Source organism: Mesorhizobium captivum (genome assembly GCF_033977165.1).
Classification (GTDB): domain Bacteria; phylum Pseudomonadota; class Alphaproteobacteria; order Rhizobiales; family Rhizobiaceae; genus Mesorhizobium; species Mesorhizobium captivum.
On record NZ_JAVIJB010000007.1, the window covers coordinates 115,539 to 135,429 of the forward strand.

Annotated in this window: 21 protein-coding genes; 8 read left to right on the plus strand and 13 right to left on the minus strand. The window is 65.0% G+C overall.

Going from position 1 to position 19,891, the window contains the following annotated elements; all coding sequences use genetic code 11:
- The first annotated feature begins 77 nt into the window (after positions 1-77).
- The gene (locus RFM40_RS08865) at positions 78-485 is read left to right on the plus strand and encodes a tautomerase family protein (protein ID WP_320228340.1); all 408 of its coding nucleotides are present in this window, start codon (positions 78-80) and stop codon (positions 483-485) included.
- Positions 486-586: 101 nt separating this feature from the next.
- Entirely contained in the window at positions 587-2,809 is a 2,223-nt protein-coding gene (locus RFM40_RS08870) for an AMP-binding protein (protein ID WP_320277406.1), read from the plus strand.
- Positions 2,810-2,815: 6 nt separating this feature from the next.
- Here the strand turns inward: RFM40_RS08870 and RFM40_RS08875 are convergent, their stop codons facing one another.
- Complete coding sequence (locus tag RFM40_RS08875) at positions 2,816-3,631, minus strand: CDP-alcohol phosphatidyltransferase family protein (RefSeq protein WP_126101164.1); 816 nt, start codon at positions 3,629-3,631, stop codon at positions 2,816-2,818.
- 3 nt (positions 3,632-3,634) lie between these two features.
- The gene (locus RFM40_RS08880; RefSeq protein WP_320277407.1) at positions 3,635-4,333 is read right to left on the minus strand and encodes a phosphatidylserine decarboxylase; all 699 of its coding nucleotides are present in this window, start codon (positions 4,331-4,333) and stop codon (positions 3,635-3,637) included.
- A 384-nt stretch (positions 4,334-4,717) separates the two neighbouring features.
- Here RFM40_RS08880 and RFM40_RS08885 point away from each other — a divergent pair, with 384 nt between their 5' ends.
- Positions 4,718-5,611, plus strand: a complete 894-nt coding sequence (locus RFM40_RS08885) for an SMP-30/gluconolactonase/LRE family protein (protein WP_320277408.1) — start codon at positions 4,718-4,720, stop codon at positions 5,609-5,611.
- On the opposite strand, the gene RFM40_RS08890 is transcribed toward RFM40_RS08885, so the two are convergent.
- From RFM40_RS08890 to RFM40_RS08905, 4 genes are all read right to left on the minus strand, one after another.
- A complete protein-coding gene (locus RFM40_RS08890) occupies positions 5,590-5,931 on the minus strand; it encodes an antibiotic biosynthesis monooxygenase family protein (protein ID WP_320277409.1) in 342 nt (113 codons plus the stop codon). The two genes, RFM40_RS08885 and RFM40_RS08890, sit on opposite strands and share 22 nt — an antisense overlap.
- A 260-nt stretch (positions 5,932-6,191) precedes the next feature.
- Entirely contained in the window at positions 6,192-8,075 is a 1,884-nt protein-coding gene (locus RFM40_RS08895) for an ABCB family ABC transporter ATP-binding protein/permease (protein ID WP_320228336.1), read from the minus strand.
- A 25-nt stretch (positions 8,076-8,100) separates the two neighbouring features.
- On the minus strand, positions 8,101-8,415 hold the full coding sequence (locus RFM40_RS08900; protein WP_320277410.1) for an ArsR/SmtB family transcription factor: 315 nt from the start codon (positions 8,413-8,415) through the stop codon (positions 8,101-8,103).
- 109 nt (positions 8,416-8,524) lie between these two features.
- Positions 8,525-10,108: a LysM peptidoglycan-binding domain-containing protein gene (locus tag RFM40_RS08905; protein WP_320277411.1), complete on the minus strand. Its 1,584-nt coding sequence runs from the start codon at positions 10,106-10,108 to the stop codon at positions 8,525-8,527.
- Positions 10,109-10,226: 118 nt separating this feature from the next.
- On the opposite strand from RFM40_RS08905, the gene RFM40_RS08910 reads away from it, so the two are divergent.
- Positions 10,227-10,838, plus strand: a complete 612-nt coding sequence (locus RFM40_RS08910) for an LOG family protein (protein WP_320221355.1) — start codon at positions 10,227-10,229, stop codon at positions 10,836-10,838.
- Between the two features lie 61 nt (positions 10,839-10,899).
- Here the strand turns inward: RFM40_RS08910 and RFM40_RS08915 are convergent, their stop codons facing one another.
- Positions 10,900-11,784, minus strand: a complete 885-nt coding sequence (locus RFM40_RS08915; protein ID WP_320228333.1) for a LysR family transcriptional regulator — start codon at positions 11,782-11,784, stop codon at positions 10,900-10,902.
- A 115-nt stretch (positions 11,785-11,899) separates the two neighbouring features.
- Here RFM40_RS08915 and RFM40_RS08920 point away from each other — a divergent pair, with 115 nt between their 5' ends.
- Positions 11,900-12,190, plus strand: coding sequence for a muconolactone Delta-isomerase family protein (locus RFM40_RS08920; protein ID WP_320228332.1), 291 nt, complete (start codon positions 11,900-11,902; stop codon positions 12,188-12,190).
- Between the two features lie 42 nt (positions 12,191-12,232).
- Here the strand turns inward: RFM40_RS08920 and RFM40_RS08925 are convergent, their stop codons facing one another.
- From RFM40_RS08925 to RFM40_RS08935, 3 genes are all read right to left on the minus strand, one after another.
- Entirely contained in the window at positions 12,233-13,087 is an 855-nt protein-coding gene (locus RFM40_RS08925; protein ID WP_320228331.1) for a hypothetical protein, read from the minus strand.
- Between the two features lie 70 nt (positions 13,088-13,157).
- Positions 13,158-13,532, minus strand: a complete 375-nt coding sequence (locus tag RFM40_RS08930) for a hypothetical protein (RefSeq protein WP_320228330.1) — start codon at positions 13,530-13,532, stop codon at positions 13,158-13,160.
- Between the two features lie 149 nt (positions 13,533-13,681).
- Positions 13,682-14,491, minus strand: coding sequence for a class I SAM-dependent methyltransferase (locus tag RFM40_RS08935; protein WP_320277412.1), 810 nt, complete (start codon positions 14,489-14,491; stop codon positions 13,682-13,684).
- Between the two features lie 171 nt (positions 14,492-14,662).
- Between RFM40_RS08935 and RFM40_RS08940 the strand changes: the two genes are divergently transcribed.
- Together RFM40_RS08940 and RFM40_RS08945 are read left to right on the plus strand one after the other, a co-directional pair.
- On the plus strand, positions 14,663-15,433 hold the full coding sequence (locus RFM40_RS08940; protein WP_320228328.1) for a pyrroline-5-carboxylate reductase: 771 nt from the start codon (positions 14,663-14,665) through the stop codon (positions 15,431-15,433).
- 190 nt (positions 15,434-15,623) lie between these two features.
- Positions 15,624-16,406, plus strand: a complete 783-nt coding sequence (locus RFM40_RS08945; protein WP_320277413.1) for a glucose 1-dehydrogenase — start codon at positions 15,624-15,626, stop codon at positions 16,404-16,406.
- Positions 16,407-16,451: 45 nt separating this feature from the next.
- Here the strand turns inward: RFM40_RS08945 and RFM40_RS08950 are convergent, their stop codons facing one another.
- The 3 genes from RFM40_RS08950 to RFM40_RS08960 form a co-directional block, all read right to left on the minus strand.
- The gene (locus RFM40_RS08950; RefSeq protein WP_320277414.1) at positions 16,452-16,892 is read right to left on the minus strand and encodes a DoxX family protein; all 441 of its coding nucleotides are present in this window, start codon (positions 16,890-16,892) and stop codon (positions 16,452-16,454) included.
- 170 nt (positions 16,893-17,062) lie between these two features.
- On the minus strand, positions 17,063-17,524 hold the full coding sequence (locus tag RFM40_RS08955) for a tetratricopeptide repeat protein (RefSeq protein ID WP_320277415.1): 462 nt from the start codon (positions 17,522-17,524) through the stop codon (positions 17,063-17,065).
- A gap of 49 nt (positions 17,525-17,573) precedes the next feature.
- Positions 17,574-18,545 (minus strand): MBL fold metallo-hydrolase, encoded by a 972-nt coding sequence (locus RFM40_RS08960; protein WP_320277416.1) that lies wholly within the window; start codon positions 18,543-18,545, stop codon positions 17,574-17,576.
- A gap of 294 nt (positions 18,546-18,839) precedes the next feature.
- Here RFM40_RS08960 and RFM40_RS08965 point away from each other — a divergent pair, with 294 nt between their 5' ends.
- On the plus strand, positions 18,840-19,835 hold the full coding sequence (locus RFM40_RS08965; RefSeq protein ID WP_320277417.1) for a transporter: 996 nt from the start codon (positions 18,840-18,842) through the stop codon (positions 19,833-19,835).
- The last annotated feature ends 56 nt before the right edge of the window (positions 19,836-19,891 follow it).

A 19,891-nucleotide genomic window follows, 5' to 3' on the forward strand; every position in this document is an offset into this window, starting at 1 on the left:
TCGATTTTTCTGACGCATAGATGGTGGCATGGTCCTTTCATCGACGGCGCGAGGCCGTCAAACCGAAGGAGAGAAAAATGCCGATCATCAATGTCAGTGTCACCGGCAAGCCGGATGCCAGGCTGTCCGCCGCAATCGCGAAGGACGTCACCGAGATTACGGCCACGCATTTGCGCAAGGACCCGACCATCACCGCAGTCGCGGTCTCCTACATCGACCCGCAGCACTGGTTCGCCGGCGGCAGGTCGCTGGCCGAGCATGGAACCAACAGCTTCTGGCTGGACATCAAGGTCGTCGACGGCACCAACACCAAGCTCGAGCTCGAAGCCTATCTCAAGGCGATCTTCGAGGTCTTCGGCCGCCTGCTCGGCGGCGTGCATGAGGAAAGCTATGCCCTCGTGCACGAGGTGCCGGCCGCAGCGTATGGCTTCGGCGGCAAGAGCCAAGAGTTCCGGTTCATCAGCGGAAGGTTGAAGGCGGCGTAGCGCCGGCGATCCCACATTGACCTTGCCTTCCATTCCGCTACCCTCTGCCACCGAAGCGGCCGCCAAGAGCCGCGCCCTGGAGGACGTTGGGAGAGAGCGGCATGATGCTGACCTTGGCGCTGCTTGCCGGCCTTGTCTTTGCCTGGCTGCTGATCGCGGTGATCGAAACATTCCGGCTCGACCTGCGCTTCACCCAGGCGCTGCTCTATGTGCCGTTCAAGCTTGCCTACCGCGTTGCCGACAACCGCATCCGCATTGCACGCAACGCACGGACGCCGGTCATCTATGTCGTCTCGCATCAGTCACGCATCGAGCCGGCGCTGATGCTGTCGCTGCTCCCGGACGACACGCTGCACATCCTGGACGAGGCCTCCGCGCGCTCGCCCTGGCTGGAGCCGTGGCGCGAGCTTGGCCGCACCATCGCCTTCAACGCCGAGCATGTCTTCGTCAGCCGCCGTCTGGTGCGCGTGCTGAAAGGCAAGGGCAGGCTTGCCGTCTATCTGCCCGACACGGTCGAGCCCGACGTCAAGTCGTTCCGGCTGTTCCGCGCCATCACCCGCATCGCCATGCAGGCGGACGCGCGCATCGTGCCGATCTTCGTCGCCGGCGCGCGCGACCTGCCGGTGTCGCTGACGCCGGCCGACAAGGCGCCGCGCCACTGGTTCCCGCGCCTGTCGCTGAGCGTGCTGGAGCCGATGACGATCGCCGAACTGGCGGCGCGCAATCCTGATCAGGCCTCCAACACCAACGCGCTGTTCGATCGCTTCGCCGAAGCGCGGCTCTATGGCAGCAATCTCGATCGCGGCCTGTTCCTGGCGATGCGCGATGCGGCGGACCGGGCCGGCGCCTCGCATCCGATCATCGAGGACGTGATCTCGGGCGCCCTCTCCTATCGCAGGATGTTCATCGGCGCGCGCGTGCTCGGCCGCCGCTTCGAGGCGGTGACGGCGCCCGGCGAGGCGGTCGGGCTGCTTTTGCCCAACGCCAATGGCGTGGTGCTGTCCTTCGTCGGCCTGATTTCGGCGGCCAGAGTGGCGGCGATGATCAACTACACCGCGGGCCCGGCGAGCGTGACCGCCGCGATCCGCACCGCCGTTATCAGGACGGTCGTTTCCTCCCGCGCGTTCATCGAGAAGGCCGGCATCGACGACATCGTCGCAGCTGTCGAGGCAGGCGGCGCGAAGATGCTCTGGCTGGAGGATGTGCGCGAAAGCGTGACGACATTGGACAAGGTCGCGGCGGCGCTGTTCTGGCGCTTCCCGCTGCAGCGGCAGCAGGCGGACAAGCCGGCGGTGATCCTGTTCACCTCGGGCTCGGAAGGCACACCGAAAGCGGTGGTGCTGTCGCATCGCAACCTTTACGCCAACGCCATGCAGGCCGAGGCGCGCGTCACGATCTCGCCGGCCGACACCCTGCTCAACGTGCTGCCGGTATTCCATTCCTTCGGCCTGACCGGCGGCACCATCCTGCCGCTGGTGACAGGCGTAAAACTGTTCCTCTACCCCTCACCACTGCACTACAAGATCATCCCCGAGATCGCCCGCAAGGTGAAGCCGACGGTGATGTTCGGCACCGACACCTTCCTTGCCAACTATGCCCGCACCGCCAAGGACGGCGACTTCTCCAGCCTGCGCTTCGTGGTCGCCGGCGCCGAGGCGGTGAAGCCTGAGACGCGCCGCACCTACCGCGACCGCTTCCAGGCATCGATCATCGAAGGTTTCGGGCTGACCGAGGCGGCGCCCGTGGTGGCGGTGAACACCGCCATCCATAACCGCGACGGCACGGTCGGCCGGCTGCTGCCGGCGATCCGCATGAAGCTCGAGCCGGTCGAGGGCATCACCGATGCCGGCCGGCTGTGGCTCGACGGGCCGAACATGATGATGGGCTACATGACCGCCGACCGTCCGGGCGAATTGCAGCCGCTCGAAGGCTGGCATGACACGGGCGACATCGTCTCGGTCGACCGCGACGGCTTCATCACCATTCGCGGGCGGGCCAAACGCTTCGCCAAGATCGCCGGCGAGATGGTGTCGCTGGGCGCGGTCGAGATGCTGGTCCAGTCGCTGTGGCCGGAAGAACGCCACGCTGCGGTGGCGGTGCCCGACAAGAGGCGCGGCGAGCGCATCGTGCTGGTGACCACCGCCGACGACGCCAGCGCCGAGGAGTTGCGCCAGTTCGGCAAGAAGGCGGGCGCGGCGGAGCTGATGGTGCCGAACGACATCGTCAAGGTGGAAGAAATCCCGGTGCTGGGCTCCGGCAAGACCGATTACGTGTCGGCGCGCAAGCTGGCGATCGACCGGCTGGGGCTGAGTGCGGCGGCTTAGGTGGGTTTAGCCAATATCCGAAGGCGGCACCTTCTCGCCTTCGCGCATGGCCCGCTTCGAATAGGCGCGCACGGAGAACGGCAGGAAGAGCAGATAGCCCGCGACCGAAGCGGTCAGCGTGTACCAGGGATAGGTCATCAACAGCAGGATGTAGAGCACGACGCCAAGGATGACCGGCAGCACCCTGTCGCCCGGCACCTTGACGCTCTTGCCCGAATAGACCGGCAGCCGGCTGACCAGGAGGAAGGCAACCAGCACGGTGAAGCCGGTGGCGACGAAGGCGGCGGGCCGGCTGGGCTCAAGCCCGAGCCGCAGGAAATAGAGATAGAGCGGCAGCATGACGAGCACCGCGCCCGCCGGCGCCGGCACGCCGACGAAATATTCGGTCTGCCAGGCGGGCTGATCGGTGTCGTCCGCCAGCACGTTGAAGCGGGCAAGCCGCATGCCGCAGGCGATGGTGAAGAGAAGCGCCGCGATCCAGCCCGGCGAGCCGGCGCGGTCGAGCAGGAAGGCATAGAGCACCAGCGCGGGCGCGACGCCGAAATTGACGATGTCGGCCAGCGAATCCATCTGCGCGCCGAATTTCGAGGTCGCCTTCAGCATGCGCGCCAGGCGGCCGTCGATGCCGTCGAGGAACGCGGCGAGCAGCACCATGACGACGGCCGGCTCAAAACGGTCCTCGAAGGCGAAGCGGATGCCGGACAGGCCGGCGCAGATGGCGAGCACAGTGACCAGATTGGGCAGCACCATGCGCATCGGGATCTCACGGATGCGCGGGCCGCCGCTGGCGTGCGCCTCGAATTTCTTGAAGGGCGCGCCCACCGCTCAGGAAATCCTGACCAGCGGGGCGACGGCCGCGCCGCCGAACTCCGCAAGCACCGTCTCGCCGCCCACCGCCGTCTGGCCGACGGCGACGCGAGGCACCGCGTTCGCCGGCAGGAACACGTCGACGCGCGAGCCGAAGCGGATCAGCCCAAAACGCTCGCCGATCCCGATCGAGCCGCCCGCCTCGGCCCAGCAGACGATACGACGTGCCACCAGGCCGGCGATCTGCACGGCGGCGATCGTGCCGTTGGGGCTGTCGATGACAAGGCCGTTGCGCTCGTTCTCGGAGCTTGCCTTGTCGAGCTCGGCGTTGAGGAACTTGCCCGGACGATGCTCGATCCGCGTGATCCTGCCGCGCACCGGCGCGCGGTTGATGTGGCAGGAAAAGACATTCATGAACACCGAGATGCGGGTCATCTCGCCTGCGCCCAGGCCAAGCTCGCGCGGCGGCACGGCGGGGCCGACGGCGGAAATCACGCCATCGGCCGGGCTCACCACCAGCCGGTCGTCGACCGGCGTGACGCGCTCGGGATCGCGATAGAAATAGATGCACCAGGCAGTCAGGATCAGCCCGACCCAGAACAGGATCGAGGAGAAATAGCCGAGGAACAGCGTTGCCGCGCCAAAGGCGGCGATGAAGGGATAGCCTTCGCGATGGATCGGAACGAATGTATTCTTGATCGTATCGAGAAGCGTCATAGGGCTGGGGCGGTCCCGGTTTCAGGTCCGGCCTCAATAGCCGAAAGCCCCCCTCCCCGCAACGCAACAATGGGGGAGGACTATTCCCACTATCCTGAGCATTGTTGACGCTGGCGGGACAGCGCCCCCCCTCTGTCCTGCCGGACATCTCCCCCTCTTGGGGGGAGATCGACCGTCAGCAGCGATTTCGCCAATCCGTCGACGTGGCAGCACAGCGCGGGGCATCGACGCTGCCAATCTCCCCCCTTGTGGGGGAGATGTCCGGCAGGACAGAGGGGGGCGCGAAGGAACGCTACCGTTCCCAAACGACTTTTCCGCGCCGACTGTCGGAAAGCAGCCCACTCGCCCGTCCTTGGCAGGACAGTCCAGCAACGGAGCCAGCCGATGCCGTCGCCGAAATCCGCCATCCGGAAAGCCCAGGTCATCACAAAGGGTCTCGCCTTTGGCGAATCCCCGCGCTGGCATGACGGGCGGCTCTGGCTCTGCAACTGGGGCACCGGCGAGATCGTCGTCGTAAATGAGGACGGCAGGAGCGATGTCATGCTCACCGTGCCGGCCGTGCTTCCCTATTCGATCGACTGGCTGCCGGACGGGCGGCTGTTGGTGGTCTCCGGCCGGGAGGGCCTGCTGCTGAGGCAGGAAGCGGACGGAACGCTCGTCACTCATGCCGATCTGCGAGAACTGTCGAAGAATCCGTGGAACGAGATCGTCGTCGATGGGCGCGGCAGCATCTATGTCAATGGCGGTGGGCCGGCGCCGGCGGCAGGCGAGCATTTCGGACCTGACACTGTTGTGCTGATCAAGCCGGACGGCGCGGTCCTGCAGGTGGCCGAGAACATCGCTTTCGCCAACGGCATGGCGGTAACGCCCGACAACAAGACGCTGATCGTCGCTGAATCTCATGCCAGGCGACTGACCACCTTCGATATTGCGGCCGATGGCGGCCTTTTCAACCGCCGCGTCTGGGCCGATCTCGGCAATGACTATCCAGACGGCATCTGCCTCGATGCCGAGGGCTGCGTCTGGTATGCCGACGTGCCCAACCGGCACTGTGTCCGGGTGCGCGAGGGCGGTATAAAACTCGACCGGATCGAGGTCGATCGCGGCTGCTTTGCCTGCATGCTGGGCGGCGCAGACGGCAGGACGCTGTTTATCGCCGCCGCCGAATGGCGCGGCTTCGAGCATATGGTGAGCGACGCCCGCACCGGTCAGGTGCTGAGCGTCGCTGTTTCCGCGCCTGGCGCGGGGTGGCCGTCCTACAGCTCCGGCACGCGCTGATAGTTGGCGATATCGGCCTTGACGCCGAGTCGGTCGATCGTTTCCTGAGGATTGAAGGCGATGCGCTCGTGTGCTGCCTTGACGATCGGCACCACCTTGTCGACGGCTGCCTGGCTTTCCCACTCGACCATGGTGACGATGTTGAATTCGCCCGGGCCGGAGAACTGCTCGAGCAGGAAATCCTGCACGAAGCCTTCTTGCTGGCGTAGCAGTGCATGCGTCATGCGGACCTTGCCGAGTATCTCGTCGCGCGCTTCCGCCGGGACGACGAACTTGTCGACCCGGAAAACGCTGCCATCGCGTTGATTTATCTTGCTCATTTCGATCTGTCTCCGTTCTTGAACGAGGTGCTTAGCAGGGGCTCGAAGACGGTTTGCAAGCTCAAGCATGGTTGAGGTCAAGAGTAATTCTTGCGCAGGCCTTTCCTTCTCCCCTTGTGGGAGAAGGTGGCCGAGCGAAGCTCGGTCGGATGAGGGGTGCTCCAGCGGAGTGAGACGCTGGCGTTCCCTGGAAAACCCCTCAACCGTCTCGGCGCTGCGCGCCGATCCATCTTCTCCCACAAGGGGAGAAGGAAGAGGCGCTAACTCACCTCCGACGTCCTTCTCCGCACAATCACGCCGAACTCGTCGCCCTCGCGGGCGATGCGCAGCCGCTCCTCGGCTTCGGTCGCCTCGCGCTGGCGGTCCCACATCGAGGCGTAGAGGCCCTGCTTGCGCAAGAGCGCGGCATGCGTGCCGCGCTCGGCGATCTGGCCATCTTTCAGCACGATGATCTCGTCGGCCGAGATCACCGTCGACAGCCGGTGGGCGATGACGATGGTGGTGCGGCCCTTGCTGACGACGTCGAGCGCCGCCTGGATCTCCTGCTCGGTCTGAGTGTCGAGCGCCGAGGTCGCCTCGTCCAACATCAGGATCGGCGGCGCCTTGAGGATGGTGCGGGCGATCGCCACGCGCTGCTTCTCGCCGCCCGACAGTTTCAGCCCGCGCTCGCCGACCATCGAGCGGTAGCCCTCGGGCAGCTTGGCGATGAACGGCCCGATCTGGGCGAGCTCGGCCGCCTTGCGCACCTCCTCCTCGCTGGCGCCGACGCGGCCGTAGCGGATGTTGTAGGCGATGGTGTCGTTGAAGAGCACGGTGTCCTGCGGCACCATGCCGAGCACGGCGCGCAGGCTTTCCTGCGTCACATCGCGGATGTCCTGACCGTCGATCAGCACCTGGCCGCCTTGCACATCGTAGAAGCGGAACAAAAGCCGCGAAATGGTCGACTTGCCGGCGCCGGAGGGGCCGACGATCGCCACCGTCTTGCCTGCCGGCACCTCGAAGGACACGCCCTTCAGGATCTTGCGGTTCGGATCGTAGGAAAAATGCACGTCGCGGAACTCGACCTTGCCGGGGCCCACCTTAAGCGGCTTCGCGTCCGCCTTGTCGACGATCTCCTGGGGAACGTCGAGCAGGTCGAACATGTGCTCGATATCGGTCAGGCCTTGGCGGATTTCGCGGTAGATGAAGCCGATGAAGTTGAGCGGCACGGAAAGCTGCATCAGCATGGCGTTGATGAAGACGAAATCGCCGACCGACTGCGTGCCCGCCTGCACCTCCAGCGCCGACATGCACATGACGATGACGGTGCCCAGCCCGAAGATGAAGCCCTGGCCGAAGTTCAGCCAGCCGAGCGAGGTCCAGGTTTTCGTCGCGGCGGTCTCGTAGCGCGCCATCGAGCGGTCGAAGCGCTCGGCCTCCATGCGCTCGTTGGTGAAATATTTGACCGTCTCGAAATTGAGCAACGAGTCGATCGCCTTGGTGTTGGCGTCGGTGTCGCTGTCGTTCATGTCGCGGCGGATCGAGATGCGCCAGTCGCTGGCCTTGACCGTGAACCAGACATAGATCCACACGGTGACCGCCACCACGGCCACGTATTTCCAGCCATAGGTGTAGGCGAAGATGCCGGCGGTCAGCGCGAATTCGAGGATGGTCGGCGCCGTGTTCAGCATGACGAAGCGCACGATCGTCTCGATACCTTTGGTGCCGCGCTCGATGATGCGCGACAGCCCGCCGGTGCGGCGCTCGAGATGGAAGCGCAGCGACAGCTGGTGCATGTGGACGAAGGTGCGGAAGGCGAGCTGGCGCACCGCATATTGGCCGACACGGGCAAACAGCGCGTCGCGCAGCTGGTTGAAGCCTAGCTGCACAAGCCTCAGCACGTTGTAGGCGATGACCAGCATCACCGGCGCCAGCATGAAGGCGGGCAGCGGCGGCGGGCTCTTCGAGGCATGGGCCAGCGCATCGGTCGCCCATTTGAAGAAATAGGGACCGGCGACCAGCGTCACCTTGGCAACGACCAGGAGAAGCGTCGCCCAGGTGACGCGGGCTCTTAAGTCGGCGCGGTCGGCCGGCCACATATAGGGCCACAGGTTCCGCAGTGTGGTGAGGGTGCCGGATTCGGCGGAGACGGTCTTGTCGGCCACTAGTCTTGCCTTTTGGGTGAGAGGGTCAGCGGCAGCAGGAGTTGACGAGCGCGGCGAGCGAGGCGGACACGCCGGCCAGCGCGGCATGGTCGACCGCATAGCGCGAGCGCTGCCGGTCGGGCTCGAAGCGGACCAGCCCGGCCTCGACCAGGATCTTCAGATGCTGCGAAACGGTGGATTGCGCCAGATTGAAATGGTCGACAACCTCGCGGCAGGAACAACAGCGGCTCGCCGAGAGGTGCTTCAGGATCTCGATGCGCGCCGGATGCGAAAGTGCGGCAAACCGCGCGGCGATGGCGCGGCTGTCGGGAGAGCGGTTGTCGGATGGGGATTCGATCATCGTCCATCGGCGATAGACGATGGACGGCGGGAGGGCAAGCTATGCTGGTGGGTAGGCAGTTGATCTCCCCCCTCGAGGGGGGGAGACTACGCGCTCAACCGCCTCGCTGCTACTGTGCCTTCGGCGTAGTCATCTGGTCGCCCATGGCCTTCATGTCGGCCGGCTCGCCTTCCTTCGACTTGCCGGGAACCTTGAAGACCTGGCCGGGCCAGATGCGGTTCGGATCGCGGATCTGGTCCTGGTTGGCGAGATAGATGGTCGAGTAGCGCATGCCATAGCCGTAGACCCTTCGGGAGATGCGCCAGAGCGTATCCTTGCGGCGGATGATGACGGTGCCGTCGGCATGTTCGAGCTTGGGCGCGACCGTCTCCGGCACACCGGCCGACGGCGCCGCTTCCGCGGTCTTGGCCGGAGCCTCGGCAGCCGGAGCCGTCGTGTCGGCGGGCTTGGCTGCTTCCGTGGCCGGCGCCGTTGTCCCGGCGGACTTGTCTTCCGCGGCCTGAGACCCGGCACCCTGGACCTGTGAGAGCTTGGTTTCCGCCGGTTTGGTCTCGTTCGGCGCGACGGCGGCGATCGACTCGCCGGGCTCGCGTTCGAAAGGCACGGCGGCGCGGGCGACGACCTTCACGCCGTCGTCGGCAAGGCCGTCGACATGGATGGTGTAATTGCCGACGGGGATGTCGCGTTTCGCTTCGATCAGGAAATGCCCGTCAGGCGAAGTCTTGGCCTCGCCGAGCAGGAGGTCGTCGGCATAGGCGCGCACCTTGCGGCCGGGATCGGCGGTGCCGGCGACGAAGATCTTGCTGCCGTCGATCTCGACCGCCTCGACGGCGATCTTGGACTCGCCTGCGCCGGCCGGCGCCGGCGTTGCGGGGGCGGCAGCCTGGTCGCCGGCGGCCGGGGCAGTCGCTGCCGGCGCGGCCTCGGTGTTGGACGCCGCCGGAGCGGTTGCGGCAGCGGTCGGCGCCTGAGCGGCAGGCTGGTCAGCGGCGGCCGGTGCGGCCGGCTTGGCTTCCGGCTGCGGCACGGTGAGCAATTCGGACGGCTTGCCCGGCTCCTCGACCATCGCCAGCACCTGGCCGGTCGGGCTCTGCGGCACCGAGATGACGGCGGTCTGCGCCGAGGCGACCGCGACGCCGCCGGCGGTGGCGCGCAGCGTGATGGTGTAGTCGCCCGGCTTCAACGGATCGTCGAGCACGATGGCGAAGCCGCCGTCGGAACCGGCATCGGTCGAGCCGAACACTGTGCCGCCGTTCAGGATCTCGACCTTGGCGTTGGGCGCGGCACTGCCGGCGACGACGATCGACCCGTTGCCTTCGACGCGCACGACATCGAAGGTCGGCAATACCGGACCGGCGTCGGCGGGCGCCTGGGCGGCCGGCGCGGATGCTGCGGGGGCCGTCGCATTGTTGGCCGGTGCCATCGCATTGTTGGCGGGCGCCATCTTATTGGCCGGCGCCGTCGTGTTGTTGGCCGGAGCCATCGTGTTGGCCGGGGCTTGCGGCAGGCGCCCCTCGGTGGACGTGCTTGAGGATTCTGCTGGTTTCGTGTCGGCTTGCGGAAGTGCAGCGACCTGTGCCGGTTTCTGGTCGTCGACGTAAGGGTCGAGCGCGCCCGACCCGTAGGCGACCGCCGCGACGACGGCAACGCCGCCCGCCGCGAACAAAAACGCCTTTGAAGGATTGATAGCCATAATCTTTTCTGCCCCCTTAGCCACCTAACGCCGGTCTAGCGTGTTTTCACCAGTGCCACAAGAAAAAGCCCGTCCATGGGCTTGACCGCGCCAACCGTCCCCATCACCAATCATCCTCATGAACACGATTCGATCCGTTTGCGTCTATTGCGGTTCGTCTCCGGGCCGCGACGAGGCCTATATCAAGGCCGGCCATCTGCTCGGCCGCTCGCTGGCGAAATCCGGTCTGCGCCTGGTCTATGGTGGCGGCACCAAGGGGATCATGGGCGCCGTCGCCGAAGGCGCGCTCAAGGCCGGCGGCAAGGTGACCGGCATCATCCCGCGCTTCCTGATCAACCGTGAAGCGACCGAGAGCGCTCTCGACAAGCTCGACGAGCTGTTGATCACCGACAACATGCACGAGCGCAAGCACAGGATGTTCGAGAAATCCGACGCCTTTGTGGCCCTGCCTGGCGGCATCGGCACGGTCGAGGAGATCGTCGAGATCATGACCTGGGCGCAGCTCGGCCATCACCGCAAGCCGATCGTCTTCGCCAACATCAAAGGCTTCTGGGATCCGATGCTCGCGCTCATCGAGCACATGTCGGACGAAGGCTTCATCCACACCGCACATAGGGTGAAGCCGCTGGTGGTCAACGATCCCGAGGCCATCGTCGCTACCATCATGGTGGCCGGATCGTCGGTGGACGCGCCGACCGAGGGCGTGCAGTCGGTGATCGACAAGATGTAAGGGAGTAGGGCAGTAAGGGAGTATGTTTGGGCACTGGAGAACAGTACTCAAGGAAACGCCCCTACTGCCCTGCTGCCCTCCTCAAATCCGCAATCACCGCGCGCCGATCAGAGCGCCGCCACGCCAGATGGATCGAGACCGTACGTTTGAACCACGGCAGGTCGCGGAAGACTATGCCGGGCGGCGCGGCGCTTGTCAGGCTCGCCTGCACGGTCGCCAGACCAAGCCCGGCACTGGCCAGGCCGAGCGACGTCAAGGGATCGGCCGTCTCATAGGCGATGTCGGGAACGAAACCGGCCTCGACGCAGGCCGCCAGGAACTGCGCGCGGTTGGTGTCGTCGGGCTGGCGCACCACGGTGATCCAGGCGCGGCCGTCGAGATGGCCGGGCCGGATGTCGTCGACACCGGCAAGCGGATCGCCCTCGGGGATCGCCAGCACCAGCGGCTCGCGGCGCACCAGCATGCTCTCGATATCCGGATCACCTTTCGGCGCCTGCGCGTAAACGAAGCCGAGGTCGAGCGCTCGGCTTCGCAGATCCTCGAACTGTGCCGCAGTGCGGCGGCTGCGCAATTGCAGATGGAAATCCGGCCGCTCGCGGCGGAATTCGCGCAGCATGTCGGCGACCAGCCCGGCATGCACCGCGCCCTCGACATAGCCGATGGCGAGGCTGCCGGCGGCGCCGCTGGCAAGATTGCGGCCGAGCTGTTCCAACCGCGCGGCATCGGCAAGCAGCGCCCGGGCTTCGGCAAGGAACGCCCTGCCCTCGGCGTTGAGATGGATGCGCTGCCTGGCGCGCTCGAACAGCGTGACGCCCAGCTGCTCCTCGAGCTGCATGATCTGCCGGCTCAAGGGCGATTGCGAGATATGCAGCTGCTCGGCGGCGCGGCCGACATTGCCGGCCTCGGCGACGGCGACGAAATATCTTATTTGGCGCAGGTCGAGCATTTTTTGCTCCTGTAGTTCAAGTCCTCAAAGGTCTGAACTTTAGCCTAATCAGTCTTGGACAGTCTGACCAGCCGCGCGATATCTGAGGCATCAACCGGCCACAAAGGAGACCGCCATGCAGTTCTTTGCGCTGCTCACCCGCAACACCCAGAAGTTCAGCGACGCCGATTTCGGCCCACTGCTCCCCGGCGAAGCCGAGCAGCGACGCACGCTCTATGCGCAAGGCGCGGTGCGCCAGGTCTGGAACCGCGGCGACATCCCCGGCAGCGGTATGATGTTCGAGGCGGCCGACGAGAAGGAAGTGCGCACCCATCTCGCCACCCTGCCGCTTGTCGAGGCCGGCATGATGGACATCGCGGCAATCGTGCCGCTCAATCCTTATCCAGGTTTCGGACCGAAGCGCTGAGGGCGGAGACAGCCGTTGGTGCTGACGCTCGCTCGGCAGCACCTATGAGCGACCAAAGATGCGACGGAAAAGGCCCGCCCGCGACGCGCCGGTGTAGCGCTCGGGCAATGGGCGGGTTAACAGGAACTGGTCCCGCCCTTCGACGGTCTCGGTGCCGCAATAGCTGCATTGCAGCGACCGGGCAAGTGGAACGATTTCCCTCAGCACCGCCCCAAACCCTTCTCCGTCGATCGGCACGTTCTTTGCCATTCGCAATTCACGGGAAAACGCCTCGAAGCTGAGGAAGCGATAGCCGCGCTTTTCGAGCTCGGCGCACAGCTTTTTCAGTGCAGGCTCCGCGCCCCAGAACTCGAAGCGCGTCGGCCGAATACGGGCGTCCGCGGCGATTTCCAGGTTGAGGTCGCCAATGGCCTCTGCAGGAAGAATGAGCGGCGCCATCTCCGCAAGCGAATGCTGCTCGAGGGCGATCGGAAAGACCAATGCCTCGGCGGCGGTTCGGGCAATCCGCTCGAAGCCGGCGACGTCTTCGGTGGTAAAGTAAAAATCCCTGCGCCCCTCACCATGCTGTTCCGCGATATAGCAGGCTGGGCAACTTGCAGTGGCCAGATCCTCGCAAAGCCTTTCGAGAAAAGCGTAGTTCCGGATCGATCCTTTGGGCGTCAGCAGAGCGTCGCGCGGCGTCAATTCGTTTGCGCGCGGCGTGATCTTCAGGAGCAGGATCGGAAGCGGAGCGGCGGCCCGCAGAAGCTCCATGTTCACCCGCGTATGGATGAACAGCTCGCCGCCATCGGGGCGATAGCGTATCAGGCTGCGACGCGGTTCCGCCTCGCGGATGACCTCTTCCGTCTCATCGTTGGATATCTGTTCGCCGGTGACTGCGAATTGAAGCAAAGTCATTGCCTACCCCCTGCCCCCGGACGCGTCCGGTGGAAGCATCTTGCCAGTTCACGAGGCCGCAGCCCAGTCGTCACGGCCAGGCGCGTTGCATTGCGTCGAGCGACAGCCAGGCGCTCAGCGGCAGCGCCACCAGCAGCGCAAGACGCGTCACTGCGGAGCGCGCCCTATCCATGTGGCCTTGCCGGACCCGTCGCCATGCCTGGAAGGCTGCCGCAAGGGCGAGCAGCACGTAGAGGCTGGCCGCGATCAAGAGAAGCTGCGTTCCAGTTACAGGAATGCCAACCTGATTGAGTTCATAACCGATGGCGGCCCCCGGCACGCCCGCGAAGAAGATTCCCGCGATCGCGAAGAGGAAGCCGATCGTCGCGCCCGCAAAACGTGTCGCCGACAGCGCGACAAGCACTGCCAGCAGGACGAGCGAGACAATGAAGGCGCGCTGGCTCACGGCCGAACTTTTCTCTCATGCTCCGATCGAACGCAGCTTAAAGTAGCAGTCCGGAATTAATGGCGCGTAACGGGAGCGGCCAGCCATTTCGGTTTCAGGCTGCGCCGCCGCCTGGCTTTCGAGGGCTTCCCATCCACATAGCTTAGACCTTAAGCGGCGCCTGGTTTTCTGGCGATGCATTCGCACCGGCAGCGCAGGTAGACGGCGTCGGGCTCCGCTCCCCAGACGTCCCAGGCCGACAATGCCTCGTCGAGCTCGGCTTGTGTCGCCCCGTCCCTTTCGATCAGCCTGACGCCGAGCGAGTTGAGGCTGCGCCTGGCGTCTTCAACCGTCTCCCGGCGGGTCTCTTCGTCGGCGCTGTGGTTGACGTAGCTTGCTCCCGTCCAGACCGGCAAAAAGCCGTGCGCCCTGAGGATCGCACCTTGGCGCCGCCCGAAATTGAGGACATCTGGCTCACCATGCTCGTACCAGCGCTGCCAGAGATCGAGCGCGATGCGCAGGCCCGGCAGGTCGGGATGGAGGATGTTGCCGCCGACATCGGCATCCCGCGTGGCGACCAGGCCGCCGGGCCGCAGCACGCGCATTGCTTCGGCTAGCGTCCTGGTCAATGTCGGCTGATCCTGATGGTAGAGCACGGCGTGGAAGAAGACGGCATCGAAGGCTTCATCGTCGAACGGCAAGGTCGTCATGTCGGCTTCGCGAAACGACAGATTGCCGATCCCTGCCGCCTCGACCAGTTCGTCCGCCGCCGCAATCGAGCGTGGCTGGATGTCGATCCCGACCGCCGCGCCGACATGCGCGGCAAGCGTCGCGGTGATGTTTCCTGGACCGCAACCGATGTCGAGCAGCCGCATATCGGATTTCAGGAACGGCAGGAAAAAAGCTGACGATTCCTGTCCGCGCTTCTGCTGGAAGCTCAGGATGGAGCCATCATACCTGGCCTTCGTCGTTCCAGTCATCGGCGGTCTCGCTCGAATCCGAATCGGTCGCAGATCGTCGGCCGCGGAAATGACCGTGCCGTGACGGACTGCTGCCTTCAGTTGGTCGAGCGTGAGTTGGGCTTCCTCTTGCCGGCGATAAAGGGGGCGCTATTGTCGGCGGCGATTGGAAACAAACGCGATGGGCCTCAAATGAAACTCGGCTTTGTCGGCATAGGCGCACTGAGCTCAGCCATCGTCACGGGGCTGAAATCGTTGCCTGGCGAGGCAACGCCGGTGGTCGTCTCACCGCGCAATGAGGACATCGCCGCGGAACTCGCCGCGCGCTATCCGGATGTGCGCATCGCTGCGGACAACCAGGCTGTGCTCGACCAATGCGACAGGGTCATGCTGGCTGTGCGGCCGCAGATTGCACGGGACGTCCTCAAGGAGCTGCGGTTTCGCGAGGATCATCACGTCGTCAGCCTGATCGCGACGGTATCTCGCGAGGAGATCGCCGCCCTCGTAGCGCCCGCCGGGCGGGTGACAAAGGCGCTGCCCATGCCGATGATCGCTCGTCTCGAGGGTGCGACGATCGTCTGCCCGTCGGATCGCGAGACGGCGGCATTCTTCAGCAGATTGGGGAAAGTGATCGAGGTCGATGACCAGAATGAATTCGACGTATTGACCGTCGTCACTGCGACCTATGCCAGCTATTTCAAATATCTCGACACGATCCATGGCTGGGTGCGCGGCGAAGGCGTTTCGAGCGACAAGGCGCGCGACTACATCACCAGCATTTTCAAGGCCCTGGCGAACGCGCCGGACACAACGCCGGATGCCGATTTCATGCATCTTTCGCAGGACTATGCGACGCGGGGCGGTATCAACGAGCAGGTGCTGCGCGAGCTCACCGAGCGGGGGCTGTTCGATGCCTTCGCCGAAAGCCTGGGCCGTGTGCATCGGCGCATCGCGGGGACCTGAGCTTAGACGCGGAACCTATTCTATCGGCGCAAGCCGCAGCTAGCTGAGCACTTGCATCTCAACAAACCTTAGGTTGGGTGAGTTCGCGCGATCAGGTCGACCGTGGCGAGCGCCTTGCACTTCATCGAGCCACGCGGCACGCTGGCGTGGGCCGGCGAGCCCGCCGGCGACAGATCGATGAGGGTGCAAATTGCGTTCGACTGACTATCTCGGGAGGCTGTTCAGCCTCGAAGGCAGGCATGCTTTCATCACCGGCGCCAGCCGCGGGCTGGGGTTTGTGTTCGCGGAGGCGCTTGCAGGCGCCGGTGCGCGCGTGACACTCGGCGGCCGCAAGGCGGAAGAGTTGAAGGCTGCCGGGGATCGCCTGCGCGCCGAGGGCTACAGCATCGCGGAATCGGTGATCGACGTGACCGACACGCAGTCGATCGACGGCGCCATCGCGGCGGCGGAAGCCGGCACCGGCCCGATCGACATCCTGGTCAACAATGCCGGCATCCAGCGCCGCGCGCCGCTGGAGACGTTCAGCGACGCCGACTGGGACGCGCTGATGGCGACCAATCTCGACGGCGTGTTCAAGGTGAGCCGGGCCGCGGTGAAGGGCATGATCGCGCGGCGTAAGGGCGTAATCATCAACGTCTCATCGGTGCAGAGCGTGCTCGCCCGCCCCTCGATCGCGCCCTACGCGGCGAGCAAAGGCGCGATCACGATGCTGACCAAGTCGATGGCCGGCGAATGGGGTCAGCACGGCGTGCGCGTCAACGCGATCGCGCCTGGCTATTTCAAGACCGAGCTCAACGCGGCCCTCGTCGCCGACGAGACATTCTCCGGCTGGCTCACCGGCCGCACGCCGATGCGGCGCTGGGGCGACGTGGAGGAGCTCGCGGGTGCAGTCGTGTTCCTGGCCTCGGACGCCGCGAGCTTCGTGACGGGACAGACGCTCTTGGTGGATGGCGGGATCACCAGCGTGCTGTGAGGGGTGCCCGTCAACCGGCAGACTCGTCCCGCTCATCGACAGATGCTACTCCACGGGCGCACCAATCTTGGCAGCCTTCACGAAGAGCACCCTGTCCGCCGACAACCCACCTGCGCCGCTGAGCGCCAGGATGAACATGCCGCCGGCAATCGCAAGATCCTTCTCGAAATGCAGCAGCTCGTTCTGGCTGGCGAAGTTGGTGTGGAAGAGGCCTGCCGTCATCAGGCAGAAAAGGCCGAGCGCCACCGCGCCGAGCCGCGCCAGGATGCCGAGCGCCACGGATAAGCCCGCGCCGAGCTGCAACGCAATTGTAGCAAGCAGCAGCGGCGTGCCGACGCCGAGCGCGGCCATCGCCTTCTGAGCGCCCCCGAAACGGGTCGCAAGCTCAAGGCCCTCATGCACGAAGATCAGGGACAGGAGCAGGCGCCCGACAAGCAGGACCGCGTCACGGATATGAAGCTTCTCGGCGGGTTCGGTCGCTGTCATGGGTCGGCTCCAATAAGGTTGGCATCCGCAGAGATTTGGGACGTTTGCCCGAGGCGGTACCCTCACGGGCGCAGGGTAGTCGCCCTTGATGATTTTTCGCCCGGCGCCGGCGCCGCCCGCTGCGCAACACCCTCTCCGCACTTCGTTGCGATGAATGGCGCCCAAAAGCCTTACTTCGTCACCTTGGTATCGATGGCCTGCTTTAGGTCGGAAAGCTCCTCGCAGCCCGCCGGGCAGAGCTTGTGCAGCGAGGCGAGCTGCTCGTTGGCCTTGGCCATGTCGCCGGTCTCGACATAGAGCTCGCCCAGATATTCATGGGCGGCCTTGTGGTCGGGCTTAAGCTCCAGCGCCTTGGCGTAGTAGGTCAGCGAGGTCTGGTAGTCGCCGGTCTTGCGCAGCGTGAAGCCGAGCAGATTGTAGACGTCGGCCTGCTGGGTGTCCTGCGCGAGGTCGCGCAGGTCGGCCAGCGCGCTTTGATAGTCCTTGGCGTCGATCTTGGCCTTCACGGCGGTCAGGTCGGGCGCGTCGGCGCCTTCGATGTCGTCCACGGCATAGGCCGGCACGGCGATCGCGATCGGGGCCGCGGTCAGCACCGCAATGGCGCCGAGCACCGCGAAAAGTGCATGTTTCATTGGCGTTATCGCTTTCTGTTCGGAATTCGATTCATATCCGCGATCCGGATCAGATCTGGGTTGGGGTGAAGGCGTAGGCGCTGCCGTCCTTGACGAAGCTGCCGGTGCCCGGGAACGGGAAGTGCGAGCCGCAGATACGGACATTGTCGGTAATCACCTGGTCGACGAGCTTGTGGCGCGTGGCGATCGCCATCGGCCCGTCCTGGTCGTAGGCGCCCTGCCATTCGGGATGCGGGGCGAGCAGCGCCGGCACGTACATGGTGTCGGCCGAAACGAGGAACTGCTCGGACCCCGCATCGACATGGTAGACGGAGTGGCCGGGCGTGTGGCCGGGCGCGGCCATGATGCGGATGCCGGGCACCGCTTCCGTGCCGTTCTCGACCAGCTTCCAGTTCTTCCATTTCGGGAAGTTTTCGGCGATGCGCTTGCCCGCCGGCTTGCGGCCTTCGGGAAGCTTGGCCAGCCGGCTGGGGTCGGTCCACCAATTGTATTCGGCGGCGTTGACGATGAGCTCGGCATTGGGGAACACCGGCGCGTTGGTGCCCTTCTCCATCAGGCCCCAGACATGGTCCGGGTGGAAATGCGAGATCAGAACAGTGTCGATCGACTTGTAGTCTATGCCGGCGGCCTTCATGTTGGCCGGCAGATGCGTGGCGTTGGCCTGCCACTGGCCGACGCCGGAGCCGGCATCCATCATGATGGTGCGGCCGTTCATCAGCAGAACGACGACGGTGAGCGGGATCGGCATGAAGTCGGTGGTCAGCCCCGCCTTGGCAAGTGCGGCCTTGGTGTCGTCGACAGAGACGTCCTTGATGAAGGCCGGGTCGTGGGGCTTGCGCCAGATGCCGTCATAGACGGCGGTGACCTCGAGCGAGCCCACCTTGTATTTGTAGAAGCCGACCAGCGGCTCGACCGGGGTTTCGGCGTAAGCGGCAGGCGCGAATTCCAGTCTGCCGGCAATGCCGAAGGCGGCCGCGGCGGCGGCGGATCCGAGCACGATGCGGCGTGTCATGTTGAACATCAGAAGTCTCCTCTTGTGGCTGCGTGTATTGGTGTTTTCGTGGAAGTGAGCATTCCTCCGGGGCCGGCGATGCGCGTCTTGGGACGATGGCCTCGCTACACAGCAAGACCCGGAAGGCCCGGGCTTTATTCCCGGGGTGCGGAAGATTTTTTGGGGAAAGCACGCAATCGGAACGGAAACCGCCGGAGCGCCGGCCGTCATCGAACTGTCACACGCAAACGGGGTCGCCCATGCTAGAAACTTCGCCTGGCCGCCCCCGCGACCCCGACCGCATCAACAGCCGGCGAATCCGCCATGAACATCGCTGTCCCCAACGAAGGCACAGACCTCTCGCCCTACTTGCCCGACGAGCACGGGCTGTTCTTCATCTATCATTTCACCGCCGAGGGCGTGCGCGCCAAGGACCCGGCCGAGGCGCACTGGACGTGGCGCAGCTACCAGATCACGGACATGCGCGCCCGCAAGGAGATCGGCGCCGAGCAGGCCCTACCGGCTGCTGTGCGCGAGGCCTTCCTGTCGCCCAGCCATGGCTGCCATATCGATTTCGAGGACGACTTCCTTTACGGCGATCTGCCCGACCTCAGGCACGACTTCGCCGAGGCGCGCGGGCTCACGCATTTCCGCTTCGCCTTCAACGAGACGATGCTGATCGGCGCCCGCAAGCAGCCGCTGGAGTCGGTCGACAAGATCCGCAAGCTGGTCGAGAGCGGCACGCGCAAATTCCGTTCGCCGGCCGAGCTGATCGAGGCGGTGATGGGCCAGTCGCTCGACGGCATGTCGGGCGAGCTCGGCAAGATGGGCGACACGCTCGACGGCATCGAGGATCGCATCGTCTGCGACGCCTGGCATAGCGAACGGCAGGCCCTGGTCGACGCGCGCCGGCAGCTGGTGATCATCCACCGGCAGATGGCGACGCTCAGCAACCTCTTCCGCCATCTCGACCATTCGCACCGCGACGACCTGCCGGACCCGATCAACGACATGGCGACGAGGCTCTCGCACCGGGCGCACACGCTGCATCATGACGGTGAGCAATTGCAGGCGCGAACCAGGCTCCTGCAGGACGAATTGATGGCGAAGCTGACGGAGCAGTCGAACCAGCTGCTCTACATCCTCTCCGTGATGACGGCGGTGCTGTTGCCGATGACCATCATCTCAGGCCTGTTCGGCATGAATGTCGGCGGGCTGCCGCTGGTAGACACGCCGATGGGTTTCTGGGTGGTGACGGCGATATCGGTCGTGATCGCCGGCATCATCTATATGATCGTGCGGCGGCTGGGGCGCGTTTAAAGCGCGTCGCGCTGAAACGGATTCAGGCGACGCGCTTTAAGTCTTTGTTTTGATGC